15 protein-coding genes are annotated in these 17,978 nt (G+C 52.2%); 8 read left to right on the plus strand and 7 right to left on the minus strand.

Annotated features, from left to right (window positions below):
* The first annotated feature begins 22 nt into the window (after positions 1–22).
* A complete protein-coding gene (locus tag ABD843_RS02675) occupies positions 23–487 on the plus strand; it encodes a hypothetical protein (protein WP_345078113.1) in 465 nt (154 codons plus the stop codon).
* A gap of 79 nt (positions 488–566) precedes the next feature.
* Positions 567–1,049: a hypothetical protein gene (locus ABD843_RS02680; RefSeq protein WP_345078116.1), complete on the plus strand. Its 483-nt coding sequence runs from the start codon at positions 567–569 to the stop codon at positions 1,047–1,049.
* Here ABD843_RS02680 and moeB read toward each other — a convergent pair.
* From moeB to ABD843_RS02700, 4 genes are all read right to left on the minus strand, one after another.
* Positions 1,046–2,104 (minus strand): molybdopterin-synthase adenylyltransferase MoeB, encoded by a 1,059-nt coding sequence (moeB, locus tag ABD843_RS02685; protein WP_345078119.1) that lies wholly within the window; start codon positions 2,102–2,104, stop codon positions 1,046–1,048. The two genes, ABD843_RS02680 and moeB, sit on opposite strands and share 4 nt — an antisense overlap.
* On the minus strand, positions 2,094–3,224 hold the full coding sequence (gene thiH / locus ABD843_RS02690; protein ID WP_345078122.1) for a 2-iminoacetate synthase ThiH: 1,131 nt from the start codon (positions 3,222–3,224) through the stop codon (positions 2,094–2,096). Before thiH ends, moeB begins: the two co-directional genes overlap by 11 nt.
* Before the next feature lie 69 nt (positions 3,225–3,293).
* Positions 3,294–4,157 carry a hypothetical protein gene (locus ABD843_RS02695; RefSeq protein WP_345078125.1) on the minus strand — a complete coding sequence of 288 codons (864 nt, stop codon included), beginning with the start codon at positions 4,155–4,157 and terminating at the stop codon, positions 3,294–3,296.
* Between the two features lie 63 nt (positions 4,158–4,220).
* Entirely contained in the window at positions 4,221–5,672 is a 1,452-nt protein-coding gene (locus ABD843_RS02700) for a hybrid sensor histidine kinase/response regulator (RefSeq protein ID WP_345078128.1), read from the minus strand.
* Positions 5,673–5,808: 136 nt separating this feature from the next.
* Between ABD843_RS02700 and ABD843_RS02705 the strand changes: the two genes are divergently transcribed.
* Complete coding sequence (locus ABD843_RS02705; RefSeq protein ID WP_345078131.1) at positions 5,809–6,117, plus strand: rhodanese-like domain-containing protein; 309 nt, start codon at positions 5,809–5,811, stop codon at positions 6,115–6,117.
* Positions 6,118–6,152: 35 nt separating this feature from the next.
* A complete protein-coding gene (trxA, locus tag ABD843_RS02710; protein WP_345078133.1) occupies positions 6,153–6,458 on the plus strand; it encodes a thioredoxin in 306 nt (101 codons plus the stop codon).
* 175 nt (positions 6,459–6,633) lie between these two features.
* Here the strand turns inward: trxA and ABD843_RS02715 are convergent, their stop codons facing one another.
* From ABD843_RS02715 to ABD843_RS02725, 3 genes are all read right to left on the minus strand, one after another.
* The gene (locus ABD843_RS02715) at positions 6,634–8,334 is read right to left on the minus strand and encodes an STN and carboxypeptidase regulatory-like domain-containing protein (RefSeq protein ID WP_345078136.1); all 1,701 of its coding nucleotides are present in this window, start codon (positions 8,332–8,334) and stop codon (positions 6,634–6,636) included.
* Between the two features lie 160 nt (positions 8,335–8,494).
* The gene (locus ABD843_RS02720) at positions 8,495–9,514 is read right to left on the minus strand and encodes a FecR domain-containing protein (protein ID WP_345078140.1); all 1,020 of its coding nucleotides are present in this window, start codon (positions 9,512–9,514) and stop codon (positions 8,495–8,497) included.
* Between the two features lie 12 nt (positions 9,515–9,526).
* A complete protein-coding gene (locus ABD843_RS02725) occupies positions 9,527–10,087 on the minus strand; it encodes an RNA polymerase sigma-70 factor (RefSeq protein ID WP_345078143.1) in 561 nt (186 codons plus the stop codon).
* A 347-nt stretch (positions 10,088–10,434) separates the two neighbouring features.
* Between ABD843_RS02725 and ABD843_RS02730 the strand changes: the two genes are divergently transcribed.
* The 4 genes from ABD843_RS02730 to ABD843_RS02745 all read left to right on the plus strand — a co-directional run bounded on the left by ABD843_RS02730 (position 10,435) and on the right by ABD843_RS02745 (position 17,970).
* Positions 10,435–10,947 carry a DUF421 domain-containing protein gene (locus ABD843_RS02730; protein WP_345078146.1) on the plus strand — a complete coding sequence of 171 codons (513 nt, stop codon included), beginning with the start codon at positions 10,435–10,437 and terminating at the stop codon, positions 10,945–10,947.
* A complete protein-coding gene (locus ABD843_RS02735; RefSeq protein ID WP_345078149.1) occupies positions 10,928–11,692 on the plus strand; it encodes a DUF72 domain-containing protein in 765 nt (254 codons plus the stop codon). The genes ABD843_RS02730 and ABD843_RS02735 overlap by 20 nt, the downstream gene beginning before the upstream one ends.
* A 10-nt stretch (positions 11,693–11,702) precedes the next feature.
* On the plus strand, positions 11,703–12,197 hold the full coding sequence (locus tag ABD843_RS02740) for a CinA family protein (protein ID WP_345078152.1): 495 nt from the start codon (positions 11,703–11,705) through the stop codon (positions 12,195–12,197).
* A gap of 142 nt (positions 12,198–12,339) precedes the next feature.
* Positions 12,340–17,970: a S8 family serine peptidase gene (locus tag ABD843_RS02745; RefSeq protein WP_345078154.1), complete on the plus strand. Its 5,631-nt coding sequence runs from the start codon at positions 12,340–12,342 to the stop codon at positions 17,968–17,970.
* Positions 17,971–17,978: the final 8 nt, after the last annotated feature.

The raw sequence follows: 17,978 nt of genomic DNA on the forward strand, positions 1-17,978 counted from the left end.
ATCTTAGCGCAAATATCAAAGCATGAAGAAATTCTTGGTTCCGGCAGTATTGGCAGTAGTATGTGGTATAGTAGCAACAGGGTGTAATAAGAACCGTGGATATGTAACAACAACGAACCCGTCCATGACGGCCGATATAGGTACCTTCAAATTCATATCGTCGGCAGTAAGGACGGCCACTATAGCGCCGCAGCTGCCCGATACGCTGAGGGGTATCATCATTACCGGTTATACATCGGATAATGTGAACCCATACGACAGGATAGTGCTTTATATAAGGAACTATAAGGGCGAGGCCGGTACCTACTCTATAGTACAAGGCCAGGCAAGCGCCATATACTATCATGGTGGGCTGGTAGACTCTGCGCTGGGTGGCGTGATAGCTATCTCTAATGTTACCAGTCTGGAGACCACAGGTTACTTCAAGTTCAACACCAAATACGGTGTGACGGTGAACAATGGCAACTATGTGGCCAATAACCCATAAGGCGCCTGCGATCGTTGCCGTATAATGACCGAACACTAAAAAGGAGCTTTTTTGCGTTAATACCGATATTCCCTTAGTTATGAGAAGGCTTCTGTTGATGACCATAATAGCCGGCCTGGCGGCCATGGGGGCTTGCAGGAAAAAGAAAGGTCCTGCGGACGTGGATACAGCAAAGCCTGACAGCAGCCTGCTGTCGCAGCTGAACATGAGCGCCCTGGTGAATACCGTAGAGTGGAAGACAGATTCGGCATATAGCTATAAGGTGGTCAATTCCGGTGGAGATACGTCTATCTTCAACCTTATGGTGATAGCCACACAGGAAAAGGATAACCAGCGCAGTACCATAAACATCAGCATCACCGATTTCAAAGGGAAGGGGACATACAAGATAGACCCACCTATAAATACCGCTACTTACTATAGCGGAAATATTCGCCACTATGCATCTACAGGCAACTTTGTGGTTGTCACAGATACAGGTTCGCTATACAAGGGTACTTTCAACTTTGTGGCAGATACGGTATCGGTGATAGATGGCAAATTTTCGATAGCTAAACCCTAGCGGCCGATGGCGGCCATTCCTCCGCGCAGGTCGTATACCAGGCTGAAGCCGTTCTGAGCTAATGTTTTGGCAAAGAGCGCACTGCGCACACCCGAGGCACAATATACGGCTACGGGAAGCGAGGGTTCTAATTTCCCATAACTATTGGCAGAGAGAGGTAGGTTGATACCGCCTATATTGTCTATAGCATGCTCTTCTACCTCCCGCACATCTACCAATTGCAAACCTTGTACAGTGGCCAGCATATGCTGCAATGTGGCGTGATCGACCGGGATGACCTGTATATCGCAGGCCATGGAAAGGGTAGGCAGGCTTGTGATAAGGAGATTGGTCTCGTTCAGCCTGAAGTTGAAGGTATGCATGGACATGCCGAGTGTATCTATGACCAGCAACCTGCCTGATAATACATCGCCGATACCGGTGATCATTTTTATGACCTCATTGGCCTGTGTGGTGCCTACTATGCCGGGCAGTGTGGCCACAACGCCTATATCGGCACAATTGGGCGAATCGCCTGGGCCCGGAGGCTCGGGGAAAAGGCAGCGGTATGTGGGGCCTCCCTTATAATTGAAGACCGATACCTGCCCTTCGAACTTGTATATGGCGCCCGATACCATGGGCTTGCCCAGCATGACACAGGCATCGTTGACGAGGTAACGTGTGGCAAAGTTGTCGGAGCCGTCTACCACTATATCATATTCCCTGATAAGATCGAGCGCATTGCTGCTGTCTATAAAGACGGGGTGGACATGGAAATGTACATGAGGGTTAAGGGCGGTGAGCTTTTCGGCTGCAGTGGCGGCCTTGCCCTTGCCTACATCGGCAGTGGTATAGAGTACCTGCCGCTGCAGGTTGCTGATGTCCACATTGTCGCCATCGGCTATACCAAGGGTGCCTATACCTGCCGCAGCAAGGTACTGTAGTACAGGACAGCCCAGGCCACCGGCGCCTACTACCAGTACGCGTGCATCACGAAGCCGCTCCTGGCCGGCAGGGCCTATCTCGGGCAGTATGGTCTGCTTGCTGTATCGTATATGCTCCTGCTCAGACAGCATGTGATATGTGTTGGTTCGTCTCGAAGCGGTCCCAGTCCTTCCACACAGGTTTGTAGCCTTTGTGCTGTATCATATCGCGTACCTGTGCCACGGTACGGTCGTCGTCTATAGAGAACTGCTCCAGCGACTCGGGCTCTACAGCATAGCCACCGGGATTGGTACGCGAGCCCGCACTGATGGTGGTAGCGCCGAGCTGAATGATATGATCGCGGAAGAGGGCGCTTTCGCGGGTAGAGATAGAAAGCTCCAGCTCTTCGTTGTAGATGCGCCATGCGCAAATGAGCTGCACCAGCTCCTTGTCCGATATGGCCACCTTCGGTTCTATGAGTCCCTCGGCGGGGCGTAGCCTGGGAAAGGAAATGCTGTATTTCGTTTGCCAGAAATTGCGCTCCAGGTAACTGATGTGCAGGGCTGTGAAGAAGTTATCGGCACGCCAGTCCTCAAGGCCTATGAGCACACCCAGGCCTATCTTGTGTATGCCTGCATTGCCCAGGCGGTCGGGGGTGGCCAGTCTGTAGTCGAAGTTGGACTTCTTGCCTTTGGGATGGTATTGTTTGTAATTGTCTTTGTGATAGGTCTCCTGATATACCAGTACGGCGTATAGCCCCTCGGCTATGAGTTGTTCGTAATCTTCCTGGTCCAGGGGCTGTACCTCTATGGATATATTGGCGAAGTGGGGCCGCAGCATGCGTATGGCATTGCGCAGGTAATCTACCCCTACGGTCTTGTTGGCCTCGCCGGTCACGAGCAGTACATGGTCGAACCCCTGCTGTTTCAGGTATTCTACCTCCTGCATCATTTCCATACCGGTAAGGGTCTTGCGGCGCAGCTTGTTATCGAGGCTGAAACCGCAATAGGTGCAGATGTTCTGACACTCGTTTGAAAGGTAGAGAGGGGCGTACAACTGTATGGTCTTGCCGAAACGCTTCTGCGTGATGCGGTGGCTCAACTGTGCCATCTGCTCCAGGTAGGGAGCCGCGGCGGGCGATATAAGGGCCATGAAGTCGTCCAGGCCTCTTTTGCGTGTGTTCAGCGCATGCTCTACATCGGCCGCTGTCTTTGCGTATATATCACGCAGCACATCTTCCCAACTATACTTTTCGAATACCTCTCTGAACATCTTGCTGTATGCTATATGCACTGCAAAAATAGCTATTTCCGATGTAACGGCCACAGGAGCAGATGCCTGCTACCGCGCCGTGGGTGCTACATCTTCATGCGTTTCGGGAATGCGGGTGAAGAGCGGGTTGTTCCGGGTGGTAGGCAGTATGGCCCCCAGGCTTAGTATGAGCTCGTATGTACCGAACGCCTGCCGGGCACGGCCTTCGTATACCTTCAGGTGGCTATAGCGGGCATAATCGACCTTCTGTGCGAACTCGAAGTAGGCATAGCGCATGAAGGTGACACGTAGGGCGGTCTCCAGCCCGGTGTTCCAGCCGCCCAGCTGGAAGCCTTTATCGTTCTTTTTGCCAAAGAGACTGTTCTCTACATGCGGCACCACGGGGCCTATGCCGGCCTTGCCTGTGAGGTCTACATACAGGTTCCTGTCTTTGGTAGTATAGAGGCCCACACGTTTCACTATATTGAAACAGAAGAAATTGGCGCCATTGTTCAGGAAGTAATAGAAGCCTTTGGGACCCGAGAACCGGATGTTCTCGTTGGTATTCACGCCGTTCAGCATGCCTTTGAGCTGCATATCCTGCTCGTCGGCAATGATGTACTTCACATGGTCGAAGTTGATCTCTATGGCCAGGTCCTGCTTCTTGTTGAAGTACATGCCCAGGCGGTAGTTGTACTGCGGTATGGTGAGCTGCTGGTGGAATAGGCGGTGGTTCCAGCCCGGGTTGTCGTGGGCCTTTACTTTTACCATTTCGTAATTGCTGGCCAGGGCTGGCTGGTCTATCTTCACCGTAGAACGTGTGTACCAAGCTGTGTTGTATCCCCAGCTAAGGTAGAGGGCCCTGTTGCGGACCGGTCTCTTCTTATCCTTTGCCACTGCCGTACCCCCGCACAGCGACAATATACCACATGCCAGTACAATGCACTGACGCATATGTCTTTGTATCATTTGCCTGTTCTTTGAAACGCGGGCAAAGTTACGGCTTACTACCGAACATCACGCGTCATTCTTTGCCTGTGGAAAGGTGATGGTAAAGGTGGTGCCATTGCCCGGGGTAGAGCTGACATCGAGCGTGGCATTGTGCGCCCGAATGATATTGAGCGTAAAAGCAAGACCCAGGCCCGTGCCTGTACGCTTGCGGGTGAAGTAGGGCTCGAATATGCGGTCTATATGCTCTTCACTGATACCGCAGCCATTGTCGCTGATTGATAGTACGGCATCATCGTCCACCACCGAAAGATCGAGGGTGAGGCGGCCGGTATCCTCGGTCATGGCCTCTATGGCATTTATCACTATGTTCAGCAGGGCTATCTTCAGGTTCTCCCTGTCGGCGGGTATGTATATGGGTGTATCGGGTGTAGTGGCGCTGTGCTGTATCTTCTTCAGCGTCAGGCGGTCCATGGCGGTGGTGAGCACCTCGTTCAGTATGTCCTGCATGCAACTGCTGCGGCGTGCATTGTCTCGTGGTATGTGCGAGTGCAGCAGCTCGGTTATCAGGTTGTTGATGCGAACACTGTTGCGCTTTATGATGTCGAGGTACAGATGGTGGTCCTCTGCCGCCGATGGGTCGCCCAACTGTTCGGCAGACATGGTGATATTGTTCAGCGGGTTGCGCACCTCATGTGCCAGTGTGCGTACCAGCCTGCTGGTAGCGGCCAGTTTTTCGTTCTGCAGGGTGGTGAGCTCGGCCTTGCGCACAGTGGTCATGTCGTGTATCATGCCATGTACTACCTTTTCTCCATTCTCATCGGCATCGCAGGAGAATGATAGGGTGCAATACAATTTACCGCCATCTTTTTTTTTCATGGCCAGGCTCAGATCGGTAACAGAGGTGCCTTTTTCCAATGCAAAGTGCAGATACCGCCTGGCATCTTCGTAATAGACGATATCGGGCAGGGGAGTACCATACAGTTCGTCAGGGTCGAAGCCGAGCATGGTAGCCACAGCCTTGTTGATGTCGGTGATGCGGAGGTCGTTATCGGCCACAAAGATAATGTCCTTCGACCTTTCGAATATGCTGCGGTATTTTTTTTCGCTATCGCGCAGGGCCCGCAGGTTGTTGGCACGGTCTATGGTATAGCGAATGCAGCGCTCGGCCTTTTCGGCATTGAGGTCGGCCTTTATGAGGTAGTCCACAGCGCCCAGCTCCATGGCCTCGAGGTCTACCGAGTAATTGCCCTGGCCGGTGAGCAGCACTATAGGAGTATCAAGCTGCAGGTCGCGGGCATCTTTCAGGAAATCGACACCCGATCGCGCACCGAGGCGATAATCTACAAAGGCTATATCGTACTTGTCGGTAGATAGCTGTGCCAACCCTTCGCTATAGGTAGGGGCCCAGGTGATGCTGAAGGTATTGGCAGGCACATCGCGCAGGTAGCCGGAAAGGATGATATGGTCATCCTCGTCATCGTCCACTATCAGTATGGCTGCATTGCGATATAGTTTCATGTGAGCAAGCGTCTGTAACAAAGATACTTTGTTGCAGCTACATAGTATATGGGTAGGGCTGATCGTGGTCATTTAACATACTTTTTCCGGTAATAGTCGTTACATCGGCAGAACTTTGCATGGAAATACACAACAGATGATAGGTTTATTAAAAAGACTGTTCGGCCCCAAAGTGGATATGGGTGCGCTGATAGCTGCCGGAGCTACTATAATAGATGTAAGGACACCGGCCGAGTATGCCGGAGGCCACATAAAGGGTTCTAAGAACATACCGCTGAACACACTGGGCAGTAAAGTGAATGAACTGGATAAGAGCAGTACCATCATTACCTGCTGCGCTACAGGTATGCGCAGCGCTGCTGCCAGGGCCATGCTGCGGTCGGGTGGGTTTACCGATGTGTACAATGCAGGACCGTGGTTCACACTGAGGAAGTATGAGCAGTAGACCCTGGAGTGTAACATCCTATAAAAAAATGAACTATGGCAACGAGATCTTTTGCAGAACTGATAAATAGCGATAAGCCGGTATTGATAGATTTTTCGGCAGAATGGTGTGGCCCCTGCAAGATGATGGCCCCTATACTGAAGCAACTGAAAGACAGCATAGGCGATGCGGCCACTATACTGAAAATAGATGTGGACCGCAACCAGGAGCTGGCCGGAGCGTACAATATACAGGGTGTGCCCACGCTTATGCTTTTTCGTAATGGGAAGATGCTGTGGCGGCGGTCGGGCGTGGTGAACGCACAGCAGCTAAAGGCAGTGATAGAGCAGCATAAGGGGTGAACCTTGATGGCCAGAAGGATCACCTGATGGCCATGATGGGGTATCGGGTCATCCTTCGGGCTGATGTCCTTTTATTCTATTTATGCCGATTCTATTAAGCCTCACCCCAGCCCTCTCCGAAGGAGAGGGAGGTGTTACCTACTGCCAGACGACAAAATTCAATGTTCAATTTGTATCATAACTTGAATTGCAGGCCACCCCTGTAGCCTATACGGAACTCGGAAGGGCCGGCAAAGGTGTTGCCGCGCCAGAGTACATTGCCATCAAGCGCAACGGTCTCGGGACGGTCTTTGGTGTAGTAGGCGAAATTGATGCTGGGCCCGGCGAATACCTCGAAGCGGCCTATACGATAGGCAGGCAGCAGGCGTATGGCATTGTCGAAGAATTGGTTATCGGCAATATTGCCTAAGGCAAGATAAGTGATCTCGGCACTGACACGGAAGTGTTTGGAAAATGGCAGGTGCGCACCGATGCCAGCCTCTGTAGCCAGCATAGGGTATTTACTGTCGGTATGGAAATTGGTACCCACACCAAGCAGGCCATATAGTATGCGCCCACCCGAGCGAAGGGCCACCATAGTAGTGCCCAGCTCATCGACAGTAACGCCAAGCGATGCATCGCCATTGCCTATGATATTGATGAGGCCTATGGGGCAGTCGCTGCTATCGGCTATATTGATGAAGCCGGCGAATTGCACACCCTTTACTTTTTCTGCCAGATTGATGAAGCCCGCCAGTTGAAACCCCTTTACCTCTTCTGCCACATTGATGAAGCCTGCTACCTGCGCGCCATCCACATCGCCGGCTATATTGATGAAGCCTGCGGTCTGCACATTGGAGGCCTCTGCTATATTGATGAACCCCGCTACCTGTGCGCCCTGCACAGTATCGAAGGCAGCATTGAAAAAGCCCGCTACCTGGGTGCCATCCACATTGCCTGCCTTGTTGAGGAAGCCTGCTACCTGCGCACCATCCACCCTTTTTTGCACATAGTTGCTGAAGCCGCCTATCTGCGCGCCCTTGCTGCTACCTGCCACCACATTCAGGAAACCACCTATCTGTACATACTGGGCATCTTTTTTGTTTATATTGAACATGCCGCCTATCTCCAGCCCACGGGTGCCCGCAGTATAGCCGCCTACGAGGTTGAAGGAGAATTTATTATCTACCTGTCCACTCATGCGGCCATGAGTGCCGAGGCCGGGTATAAGGGAGAACTGGTAGGGCTTATCGACAAAGAACTTGGCGAGGTTCATGTTCTGCGTGCGCATGCGCGACGAAACCAGCAACTTGCCGAACCATGTGCGCTCCATGTGCGAGTTCTGTGTCACCACCAGGTCGGGCAGGGAATAGGTCTGCGGGCTTATGGAAAGGGATAGTTCCTGGTCGAACCCCTTGATGAGCGACAGGGTGGTATCCATATAGAACCCCTTGCTGATGGTGATGTCGGCGGTGTTGAAGCGGCCTTTATCCTTCAGGTGCAGGCGGAAATAACCATCCTTGCCTGTGATGGCCGATGCCAGCTGGTTGCGCTCGAAGATGCTTACATCTTCCAGCGCCAGCCCGGTAGAGCCATCGGTAATGAACCCGCTGATGATGTAGGATCTTTCCTTCTCATCGGTATGAATGATGATGTATTTATCGGTCTCGGTATAGCGGTATCTGTCGCCCAGCAGGCCGTCCAATGTCTGTTTTACGGTCTTGTTCTTTACCGTTACCGATACAAGGCTGTCCTTTTTCAGGATGTTGCCATTGTAGGAAAAGTAAAAATTCCCTTGCTTGCTTATGGTATTGAGCACCTCGCTAAGGCGTTGCTTGCGGGCGTCTACAGATACCGTTTTTTGCAAAAGCGACTGCGCATGGCCTACGATGGCCATGTGCAGCAGAAGAATGGATAATATTGTGCGGATGCGGTGAGTGGGGTGCATGTGCGGCAAAAATATCATTATTTGAAAGATGTACATAATGCAGGCATGTACAGCTTTGCGGGAATAGCACCGGGGCGACCTTTTTGCGGCCGCCCCGGTACTCTTATAGTTACCTGGCCCTGAATTTTATACTGTTACCATTCTGTTCCAGGTATAGTACATCTTTGAATGTCTCTTTGATAACGTCGAGGTTCTGCCCCAGGTCGTTGGTATGCAGTGTAGTATGAATGGGTAATGAGGCCAGTTTGGGATCTGCTATCTCTATATGCACATTGTATGCCTCGTTCAGTATGTTCACCACCTTGTAGAGCGCTATACCGTTGCACACGAATTCGTTGGTGCGGTAATACCGGTAAAGGTCGTCGGTGGTCTGTTCCATAACGGGGGCGTCGCTGGCAGATGTTACTGTGGCCTTCTGCCCGGGATTGAGGCGGACGGCCTTTTGTTTCTTTGCCACCTCTACTATACCGCTTTCCACTATCACCTCTGTGATATCCTTACGGGTCTTCACATTGAAGGAGGTGCCTACTACGGTGACCGAAGAGTTGCCTGCATCTATGATGAAGGGTTTGGTCTTATCGGGGGTGACATCGAAGAATGCCTCGCCGCTGAGGGTGACATTCCTGGTCTCGCCGGTGAATGCGCCGGGATAGGAGAGGGTAGAGTTCCTGTTGAGGGTGACCACGGTGCCATCAGGCAGGGTATGCTTCATCACCTTGTCGGCAGAGGCCAGTGTTACCTGGTCGCCGGTGCCGGTGATGCTGTATATAAGCCAGCCTGCGCCCACCATCAGTACCAGCATAGCTGCCACGCGCATCAGCGACCGTGGCGACCATAGCGGTATAGTGCGCGATGGCCCCGGCGATGCCGGTGGCGCTATAGTGGCCTGCTGTTCCTCGCGCTCTACCCGCTGCATGAACCTGCCCCATGCGGCATCTGTATCTACGTTAAGGGGCGCATCCAGCTTTTTGCTTTCGTCCCATATCAGTTTAAAATGCTCGTAATACCTGCGGTTGTCGGCACTGGCGGCTATCCACTGTTGTACCTCCTGGCGTTCCTCGGGTGTGGCCTCGCCCAGCAGGTGCTTCACAAGCACATCATCACTCATGTTCTGTTGTTTATTGTTCACGTTGCCTGTTGTTTAGAGGTTGAATAAAAAAATGAAGAATATAGGTAGCAGGTCGGCCAGTTTGCTGCGCAGCAGCTTCAGGGCCTTGCCCATCTGGTTCTCTACCGTTTTTACCGAAATGCCCAGCCTGCCGGCTATCTCCATATACTTCAGTTCTTCGAAACGGCTCATCTGGAAGATGGTGCGGCACTGTTCGGGCAGCTCTTTGAGGGCTGTTTCCAGCTTTTCTTCCAGTTCTTTTAGTCTTAGCTTGTCGGCTGCATTATTCAGGTTCTCCATAGCTCTTGCTGCATGCGCCTGGTAGGCGGCCTTTACTTTAAGGTGTTTCAGATGATTGAGGCATTCGTGGTATACGCTGCGGTACAGGTAGGCAGATATGGACCTGTCTATGCCCACGTCCTCCCTGTTCTTCCACAGTTTGTAAAATACGTTCTGCACCATTTCCTCTGCCATAAGCTCGTCTCTTATGATAGTATGGGCATATCGCAGCAAGCCCTGGAAATGGGACTTGAATGCGTCCTCTACCGCTTGTGTGCTCAATGCCCCTGTAATGAATGTGGTCTCACTTCCCATTCCTGCTGTTTTGGTATCTGGTATCAAAAATATCGCTTCTTTCCGGGTGCTCACTATATCATAGACAACCGAGAAAGAAGATACCCCTATGCGAGCGGAAAATATTTTTAGAAAATTTTAAGAAATATGTGATTAAAAGTGAGATGTCTCCGTGTTTAGCCCCTCCGGGCCTTCCCAGATGTGGGTGAGGTCGAATTTTATAGTGAAACATTTTTAATGTGTTAAATGGCAATGACAATAGTTATCCATTTACATAACTGCTGCATTCCGTTACATAGTTCACATACAGGTGGCTAAGGTGCCGTACTCTGGTGGTAACTTAGAAGTAACGATCAAAAATGTGAGTTATGGATGATCTGTCATTTCTGTGGGAGAAGAACGACCATCTTACGACTTCCCAAATGGTGTGCAGGGGTGCTATCATTTTTTTTGTGGCGCTGGTGCTTATCCGTATATCGGGCAGGCGGTCTTTTGGTATGGGCACACCCCTGGGCAACATCATAGCGCTGCTGCTGGGCTCTATACTCAGCAGGGCCGCTACCGGGGTATCGCCCATGATGCCAATAGTGGTCACATGTACGGTGCTAGTGGTACTGCACCGGTCTATGGCATCGGTAATGGTACATAATGAACGGATCAGCAGGCTGGTGGAGGGGAGCAGGATATTGCTGTACGAGAAGGGAGCATTCATAGAACGCAATATGGTGAGGGCCCTGGTATGCAAGGACGATATAATACAGGCCGTGCGCCAATTGCTTCATACAGAGGTCATGGATGATGTAGATACTGTACATATGGAGCGGAACGGGAAAATAAGTGTGGTGACAAAAACTGCGAAAAGTGATACGGCCGACAGGTGAATTTTATTGTGGTACCAGCAATGTGGTATTGCCTGTGGCAGGCAAGGCGCAGTTCCCCATAGCGTACAGGAGCAAGAGCAGGCTGCACTACTATGCTACTTTGTTCAACAGTGTAGAGATAAACAGTACTTTCTACAAGATACCCATGCCAAAGACGGTAGCACGATGGAGCGATGATGTGCCGGAGCATTTCAGGTTCACCTTCAAGCTGTGGCGGGGTATGACCCATGTGCGGGAATTGGTATGCGAACCGGCCGATGTAGGGCGCTACATGGAAGCCATAAATATGGTGGGCACCAAAAAGGGATGCCTGCTGGTACAGTTCCCCGCTAGTATAAAGGCATCTTATATGCGCCATGTGCAGCGGTTGCTACAAGATATACTGCAGAGCGGGAAAGCTGATGGCTGGGCGCTGGCGGTAGAGTTCAGGGACAGGTCGTGGTACCGAGATGAGGTATATGAGATGCTGGAGCAGTATAGGGCAACGATAGTGATACACGATATGCCGCGGTCGGCCACGCCGGAGATAGATATGCAGACCGATACGGTATACCTGCGTTTTCATGGCGAAAGGGGCGACTATAAGGGCGACTATGAGAACGATATACTGCGCGGGTATGCCGACAAGGTAAAGGACCACATTGCAGAGGGGAAGAACGTGTATGCCTATTTCAACAATACCCTGGGTGCAGCGGTACACAATGCTATGATGCTGCAGGCACTAGGCAGCGCTACCATTAAATAACACTATGACTATGCTGAATGAGAAGAAAAGCGGTGTGATAAGAGACCATTTGGTGCAACATGAAGAGACCGTATCGGTGGCTGAAAGTGTGACTTCGGGGGCGCTGCAGTTCCTGTTGTGCGGTATCGCCGATGCCGAACGATTTTACCAGGGAGGTATCACTGCCTACAATATCGGTCAGAAATACAGGCACCTGCGGGTGGAGCCGATACATGCCAAGGCCCATAACTGTGTATCGGCAAAGGTGGCAGAGCAGATGGCGGTGAATGTATGCGGGATGTTCGATAGTGACTGGGGTATAGGGGTAACGGGCTATGCTACGCCCGTACCGGTCTCGGGCAATAAGCTGTTTTGCTACTTTGCGGTAAGTTATAAGGGTATCATACAGGTGTCGGAAAAAGTAAGCTGTAAAAAGATGCTGCCCGAAAAGGTGCAGCACTTCTTTGCGCGTAAAGTGATGGATGCTTTTTATAGGTACGTTCTGTATACCTCGCAACGGTTGTGAAGCCTCTCCCAAGGAGAGGGAGCGTTGATGTCCGTGCGACCGCGCGGATACTATATATACATATGGCGACATTATTAGCTAAAAAAGCGTGATATTTATACTACGATAAATAACCCTAAGGTTTCGTAGATAAAAAATGACGATGAAACGTTCATACTGCCTCATACCCTATACTATACTATTATGCTTTTTTACTCTTATTGCCCATGCACAACAGCAACGGCCGGTGGATGCCATACGGCTAAGAACGGGCGATGTAGTACCGGTGGCCGCCAATGCCACATGGACCGATGAGGTGAACAGCGCTCCACTACCGGCACAAGTGCTGGTACATTTCTCGAAGATGCCTTCATTGGTTGAACGGGAAGCGCTGTCCGCGAGTGGCATTACACTGCTGGACTATGTGCCGGACAATACTTTTACCGCAATAATAAGACAAAGGGTAGACAAGGTCCGTACCACTGCGCTGCCGGTACACAGTGTGTTACCGGCACAGCCCGAATGGAAGGCCGATAGCTACCTGTGGCGAAAGGCCGCTGTAGAAAGGGGGGATGTAAAGGTGCTGCTATCGGTATATGAGGGAGTGGATGTGGCTGAAATGCGACAACTGGTACTGGCACTTGGCGGCAAGATGGCCGATGCCATGGAGTATGGTTGCTATATAGTATCGGTACCGGCGACAAGGCTGCGCGACCTGGCAGGCTGGTATGGGGTACGCTATATAACACCCCATATGGAGCCGGTGCCGCTGGACAAACAATCGATACCGGCAGTGAAGGGCAGTAATGCCATAGCTACGTCCCTCTGGGGCGGCTATGGGCTGAATGGTGACAGCGTGACCGTAGGCGTAGGAGATAATACAGCGGGCATTTTTCATAACGACCTGCGCGACAGGATAGTGAACTACAACCCGGCGCAGGTGACCAATCATGGTATACATATAAATGGTATAGTAGGTGGGGCCGCGATAGTGAACCCACTGGCCGCCAGTATGACACCAAAAGTGAAGCTGCTGGATTTTTTCTTTAGTACTGTGCTATCGGCCACAGGGTCTATGCTGCAGCAGCACAATATGACCATCACCAACAACTCTTATACCGTAGTGGCGGGCGACTGTGAGTACTTCGGTACCTACGACCTTTATTCCCGTTTCCTGGATACGATGGCATTGCAATATCCTACGGTGCAGCATGTATTTGCCGCAGGTAATGATGGCAATATGACCTGTGCTCCCTATCCGCAGGGGTATGGTACGATGGGTGGTGGGTACCAACCAGCGAAGAACACACTGGTGGTGGGCAGTACCACGCACAACCTGCTGCAGGCAAGCGACCAGTCGCGTGGGCCGGTAAGGGATGGGCGCATACGGCCCGATATAGTGGCCGTGGGGGCAAGTGTGTTCTCCTGCCTGCGCTACGATACCTATAGCTGGGCGGGTGGTACCAGCATGGCATCGCCGCAGGTAGCCAGCGGGCTGGCCGTACTGACGCAGCACTACAAGCGGCTGCAGGGCGCCCAGCCCCGCGCCGACCTGCTGAAGGCCATCATGATAGCTACTGCCATGGACCTGGGCCAGCCCGGGCCGGACCATAGCTTCGGGTTCGGGATGATGGATGTGGGCAGGGCGCTAAAGGTACTGGACGATAACAGGTATGGGACAGGCGATGTGAGCGCAGGCGAGCAAAGGGACATAACTATAAACATACCTGCAGGCATAGCCGGGGCGAAAGTGACCCTGTACTGGAACGATATACCTGCCAGCCCTACGGCGGCCACACAACTGGTGAACGACCTGGACCTGGCAGTGACCATGCCGGGAGGTGTGCAAAGGCTGCCACTGGTGCCCGATGCCACACTGGCCAACCTGCTGAACCCGGCCACCGAAAGGGCCGACCACCTGAACAATGTAGAGCAGGTGACGATAGATGCGCCCACGGCAGGGGCATATACCATTACCATAAAAGGGCATTCTGTTCCGTTCGGTCCGCAGCATTTTGTGCTGGTGTACGACCTGTTGCCGAAGGAGGTGCAGCTTACCTATCCTATAGGTGGCGAGCAGTTGTCGAACGTGGATAGCATACGCGTATTCTGGAACGCGGTGAGCGATGGCAACAGTTTTAAAGTGGAATTCTCGCCTGATAATGGCGATAACTGGAGTGTGATAGATGGGGCTGTACCGGCATGGAAGCGGTATTGCGGGTTCGTAACGCCGGGCTTCAACTCGGGTAACTGTAGGGTACGGTTGAGCAGGAACGGTACATCGGAAGTAGCGACATCGGAAAGGTTCGCTATAACGGATACGCCGCATGTGGTGCTTGCAGCCTCGCAATGCCCCGGCTATGTGAACATACACTGGAACCCCGTACCCAATGCCACAGCATATGAGGTGTTACGGAAAACAGGTCCATGGATGGCGATAGCAGATACGGTGAGCGATACGGCCTATTCGTTCGCGGGTATGTCGCTGACAGAAGTATCGTTCGTGGCGGTGCAGCCTATTGTCAATGGTCTGCGCGGGTACCGCAGCCTTGCCGTCACGCGCAGGGCCGGTGATGGAGATTGCGCATCGACAGCATCTACAGGAGACCTGATGGTGGAAAGAGTGGTGTCGCCGAGGAGCGGTCGGTTGCTTACCAGTACATCGCCGGGGGCTACATCGAACCTGATAGTGCAGGTGCGCAACCTGTATAGTGTGCCCTGCGGCAACTATACTTTTTCCTACAGCATCAATGGTGGTGTATGGCACACATTCGCGAACCCCTCGGGGGTATTGGCCGCCAATGCTACTGCCGTGGTAGATATTCCCGGCCTGCCGCTGGCTATGCCCGGTGTGTACAATGTGCTGCTGGCCATACACAACAATGCAGTGGCCGATCCGCAGCCACGCAATGATACACTGGCCTATACCTTCAAGGTACTGGCAAATACGCCTGTGGATCTTTCAACTCCGTTCATAGATGGTTTCGAAGATGTGGGAGAATTCTCTGTTGTACATGATTCATTGGGTATATCGCCCAATGGGCATTGGGACTTTTATAATGATGATGATTCGGGCAGGGTGCGGTCGTATGTATATGACGAGGTGGTGATAAGCGGCAACCGCTCCATGAGCCTGGACCAGTTCATGCCTATGAACCAGGGTAGCAACAATATGCTCATCGGTACCTTTAACCTGACAACATATGATACTGCTACCGATGAGGTGCGTATGGATATAGACCATGTGCTGCATGGAATTCCCAACCGGGAGGCAGGCAATGTGATACGCGCGCGCGGCGTGGACGCGCTGCCGTGGGTGGATATGCACAAGTACGACATGTCGGTGTACCCGGGTACGACAAACCGTGTGCGCTCGCTATCACTGACAGATGCTGTGCGGAAGGGGAACTACAATTTCTCTGCCAGTACACAGGTGGCTTTTTGCCAGAACGATACCACGCTGATAGCCGGTCGTAACTATGGCAGCGGCATCACGTTCGATAACTTTCGCATCTATACCGTTACCAATGATGCCATGCTGGCCGGTGTGGTGTCGCCGCAGCCCAATAACTGTGGCCTGCCCGGTACCATACCACTTACCGTAAAAGTGCGCAATGGTGTGAACCACCCCCTGGCGAATGTACAGGTGAACTATACGCTGGATGGCGGCGCGGTGCATAGTGGCATCATCCCGAGCCTTGGGGCGAAGGATTCTGTGAATTTCATCTTTGCCGACCAGATGGATATCTCTGCATCGGCCACGCACAAGCTGAATATATGGCTGACGGCAGCAGGCGACAGCTACCAGCCCAATGACAGCATCATGGGGTATGAGTTTCTCAATAGCCGCATTGTTTCTTCGTACCCCTACCTGGAGAATTTCGAGAATGGTGATGGTGGGTTCTATACATCGGGCTTTATGAGCTCGTGGCAATATGGTACACCTGCGGCAAGCCGCATCAACAAAGCCGCCAGTGGTACAAAGGCATGGAAAAGCAACCTGACCGAAAGGTATAACAGCCTGGAACGTTCTTACCTGTATTCGCCCTGCTATGATATAGCAGACCTTGCCGAGCCGATGCTGAGCCTGAGCATGGCGCAAGACCTGGAGAACTGCGGGAATATACTATGCGATGGCGCCTACCTGGAATACTCCTTCGATGGCGTAGAGTGGCGCAAGCTGGGGGCGGCGGGCGATGGGTTCCATTGGTACGATGCACCTTTCAGTATATGGAACAGCCAGGGCTTTACGCGCTGGCATGTAGCTACTATAGCATTGCCGCAGCCACCTGCGGGAAAGGTGCTGCATCTGAGGTTCATACTCTTTGCCGATCCTGCCGTGACCTTTGAGGGACTGGCGATAGACGATATCCATATCTATGACAGAGGGCACCCCATTTACCCCCTGAATGAACAGATGGTGAGCCTGGGCGAGAACCCTGCCAGCGGCGTATGGACAGAATACCTGGCGCAGGGTGGGCTAGTGGCTGCGCTGCGCCCTGCGAATGACCTGGGCAATGTCATAGTTACTCTTTATGGCCATGATACTTTGTGGAACACAGGGCGCACACAGTATATAATGCCCCGCAGCTATGCCATCACATCGGCAGTGCCGCCTGCCGATAGTGTGCGCACGATGCTATACATAGAGGATGCCGATATAGTAAAGGTGCTGGAAGATACCACATGTCCTTCCTGTGCGCCGCTGACAGATGCATATTCGCTGGGTGTAACGCAATACTATAACAACAACGATCATAGTGCCGAGAATGGGACGCTGGACGATGATACAGGTGGCACTTACGTTTTTCATCCGTACAAAAAGGTACAGTGGGTGCCTTATGAAAAGGGGTACCGTGCAGAGGTGAGTATAAAGCCTTTCTCGGAATTGTGGGTGAACGATGGTGGACCTACGCGCGAACTGCCAGCCAATACAGATGCGGTGAATTTTGTAGCCTACAGGAACAGTGAACGCAAGCCAATGATAGAATGGGTATCGCTGATAGATGTCTCGGTGAATACATACATGCTGCAACGGTCTGACGACGGCTACAACTTTGCGGACATTTACCAGGCGAATGCGGTACATGCCGCTAATGCGCGATACAGCTATGCCGATACAGCTGCAAAAGCATTGGGGCAGGTAGTGTATTACAGACTGCGATACCTGCTGGCAGGGAGCGACAGGGTGTGGTATTCGCCCGTAAGGCGGCTGGATATTACAGATGTGCCGGGCGCACTAGTGACGCTGGATGCACATATGGTAAGCAGTGGCCGTGCCGCAGTACAATGGACATCGTGGATAGATGGTGTGGCGGATCACTATATACTGGAACGGGCCGTGAACGATGGCGGCTATACAGTGATAAATGACCGTAAGGCAGAGAACAGGTATGGGCAACGATATACTTATATGGACATGCCGGGTGATATAGGTACAGGTACGCCGGTACATTACCGGCTAACGGCTGTGATGAAAGACGGTAGCCGGTTCGTAATGCCTATACGCACTATTTATTGGGTGAACGATGCGGCCGTGTACATGGTGTATCCTGATCCATCGCCGGATGGTGTGCTTACCATTCGCTGGAATGCCGATGCCGGGAAGATGATGCATGTGAGCATCATGGACATAACAGGTAGGGTAGTAGAGCGCATGGATGTGACAGCCGATAGCTGGGACAATACCACTACGCTGCATACCACAGCTAAACCGAGCGGCCTGTATATGGTGCGCTTCGATATAGAGGGATATAGGTATATAACGAAGGTGGTATTTGGTAGAGGCAGATAAAGGACCAC

It is taken from the genome of Nemorincola caseinilytica, from assembly GCF_039540515.1.
GTDB classification, from domain to species: domain Bacteria; phylum Bacteroidota; class Bacteroidia; order Chitinophagales; family Chitinophagaceae; genus Nemorincola; species Nemorincola caseinilytica.

What these genes read in the sequence shown, in the direction of transcription:
- ABD843_RS02675 (WP_345078113.1), top strand. Translation starts at nt 23, where the DNA reads ATGAAGAAATTCTTGGTTCCGGCAGTATTGGCAGTAGTATGTGGTATA.
- ABD843_RS02680 (WP_345078116.1), top strand. Translation starts at nt 567, where the DNA reads ATGAGAAGGCTTCTGTTGATGACCATAATAGCCGGCCTGGCGGCCATG.
- moeB (WP_345078119.1), bottom strand. Translation starts at nt 2,104, where the DNA reads ATGCTGTCTGAGCAGGAGCATATACGATACAGCAAGCAGACCATACTG.
- thiH (WP_345078122.1), bottom strand. Translation starts at nt 3,224, where the DNA reads ATGTTCAGAGAGGTATTCGAAAAGTATAGTTGGGAAGATGTGCTGCGT.
- ABD843_RS02695 (WP_345078125.1), bottom strand. Translation starts at nt 4,157, where the DNA reads ATGCGTCAGTGCATTGTACTGGCATGTGGTATATTGTCGCTGTGCGGG.
- ABD843_RS02700 (WP_345078128.1), bottom strand. Translation starts at nt 5,672, where the DNA reads ATGAAACTATATCGCAATGCAGCCATACTGATAGTGGACGATGACGAG.
- ABD843_RS02705 (WP_345078131.1), top strand. Translation starts at nt 5,809, where the DNA reads ATGATAGGTTTATTAAAAAGACTGTTCGGCCCCAAAGTGGATATGGGT.
- trxA (WP_345078133.1), top strand. Translation starts at nt 6,153, where the DNA reads ATGGCAACGAGATCTTTTGCAGAACTGATAAATAGCGATAAGCCGGTA.
- ABD843_RS02715 (WP_345078136.1), bottom strand. Translation starts at nt 8,334, where the DNA reads ATGGCCATCGTAGGCCATGCGCAGTCGCTTTTGCAAAAAACGGTATCT.
- ABD843_RS02725 (WP_345078143.1), bottom strand. Translation starts at nt 10,087, where the DNA reads ATGGGAAGTGAGACCACATTCATTACAGGGGCATTGAGCACACAAGCG.
- ABD843_RS02730 (WP_345078146.1), top strand. Translation starts at nt 10,435, where the DNA reads ATGGATGATCTGTCATTTCTGTGGGAGAAGAACGACCATCTTACGACT.
- ABD843_RS02740 (WP_345078152.1), top strand. Translation starts at nt 11,703, where the DNA reads ATGCTGAATGAGAAGAAAAGCGGTGTGATAAGAGACCATTTGGTGCAA.
- ABD843_RS02745 (WP_345078154.1), top strand. Translation starts at nt 12,340, where the DNA reads ATGAAACGTTCATACTGCCTCATACCCTATACTATACTATTATGCTTT.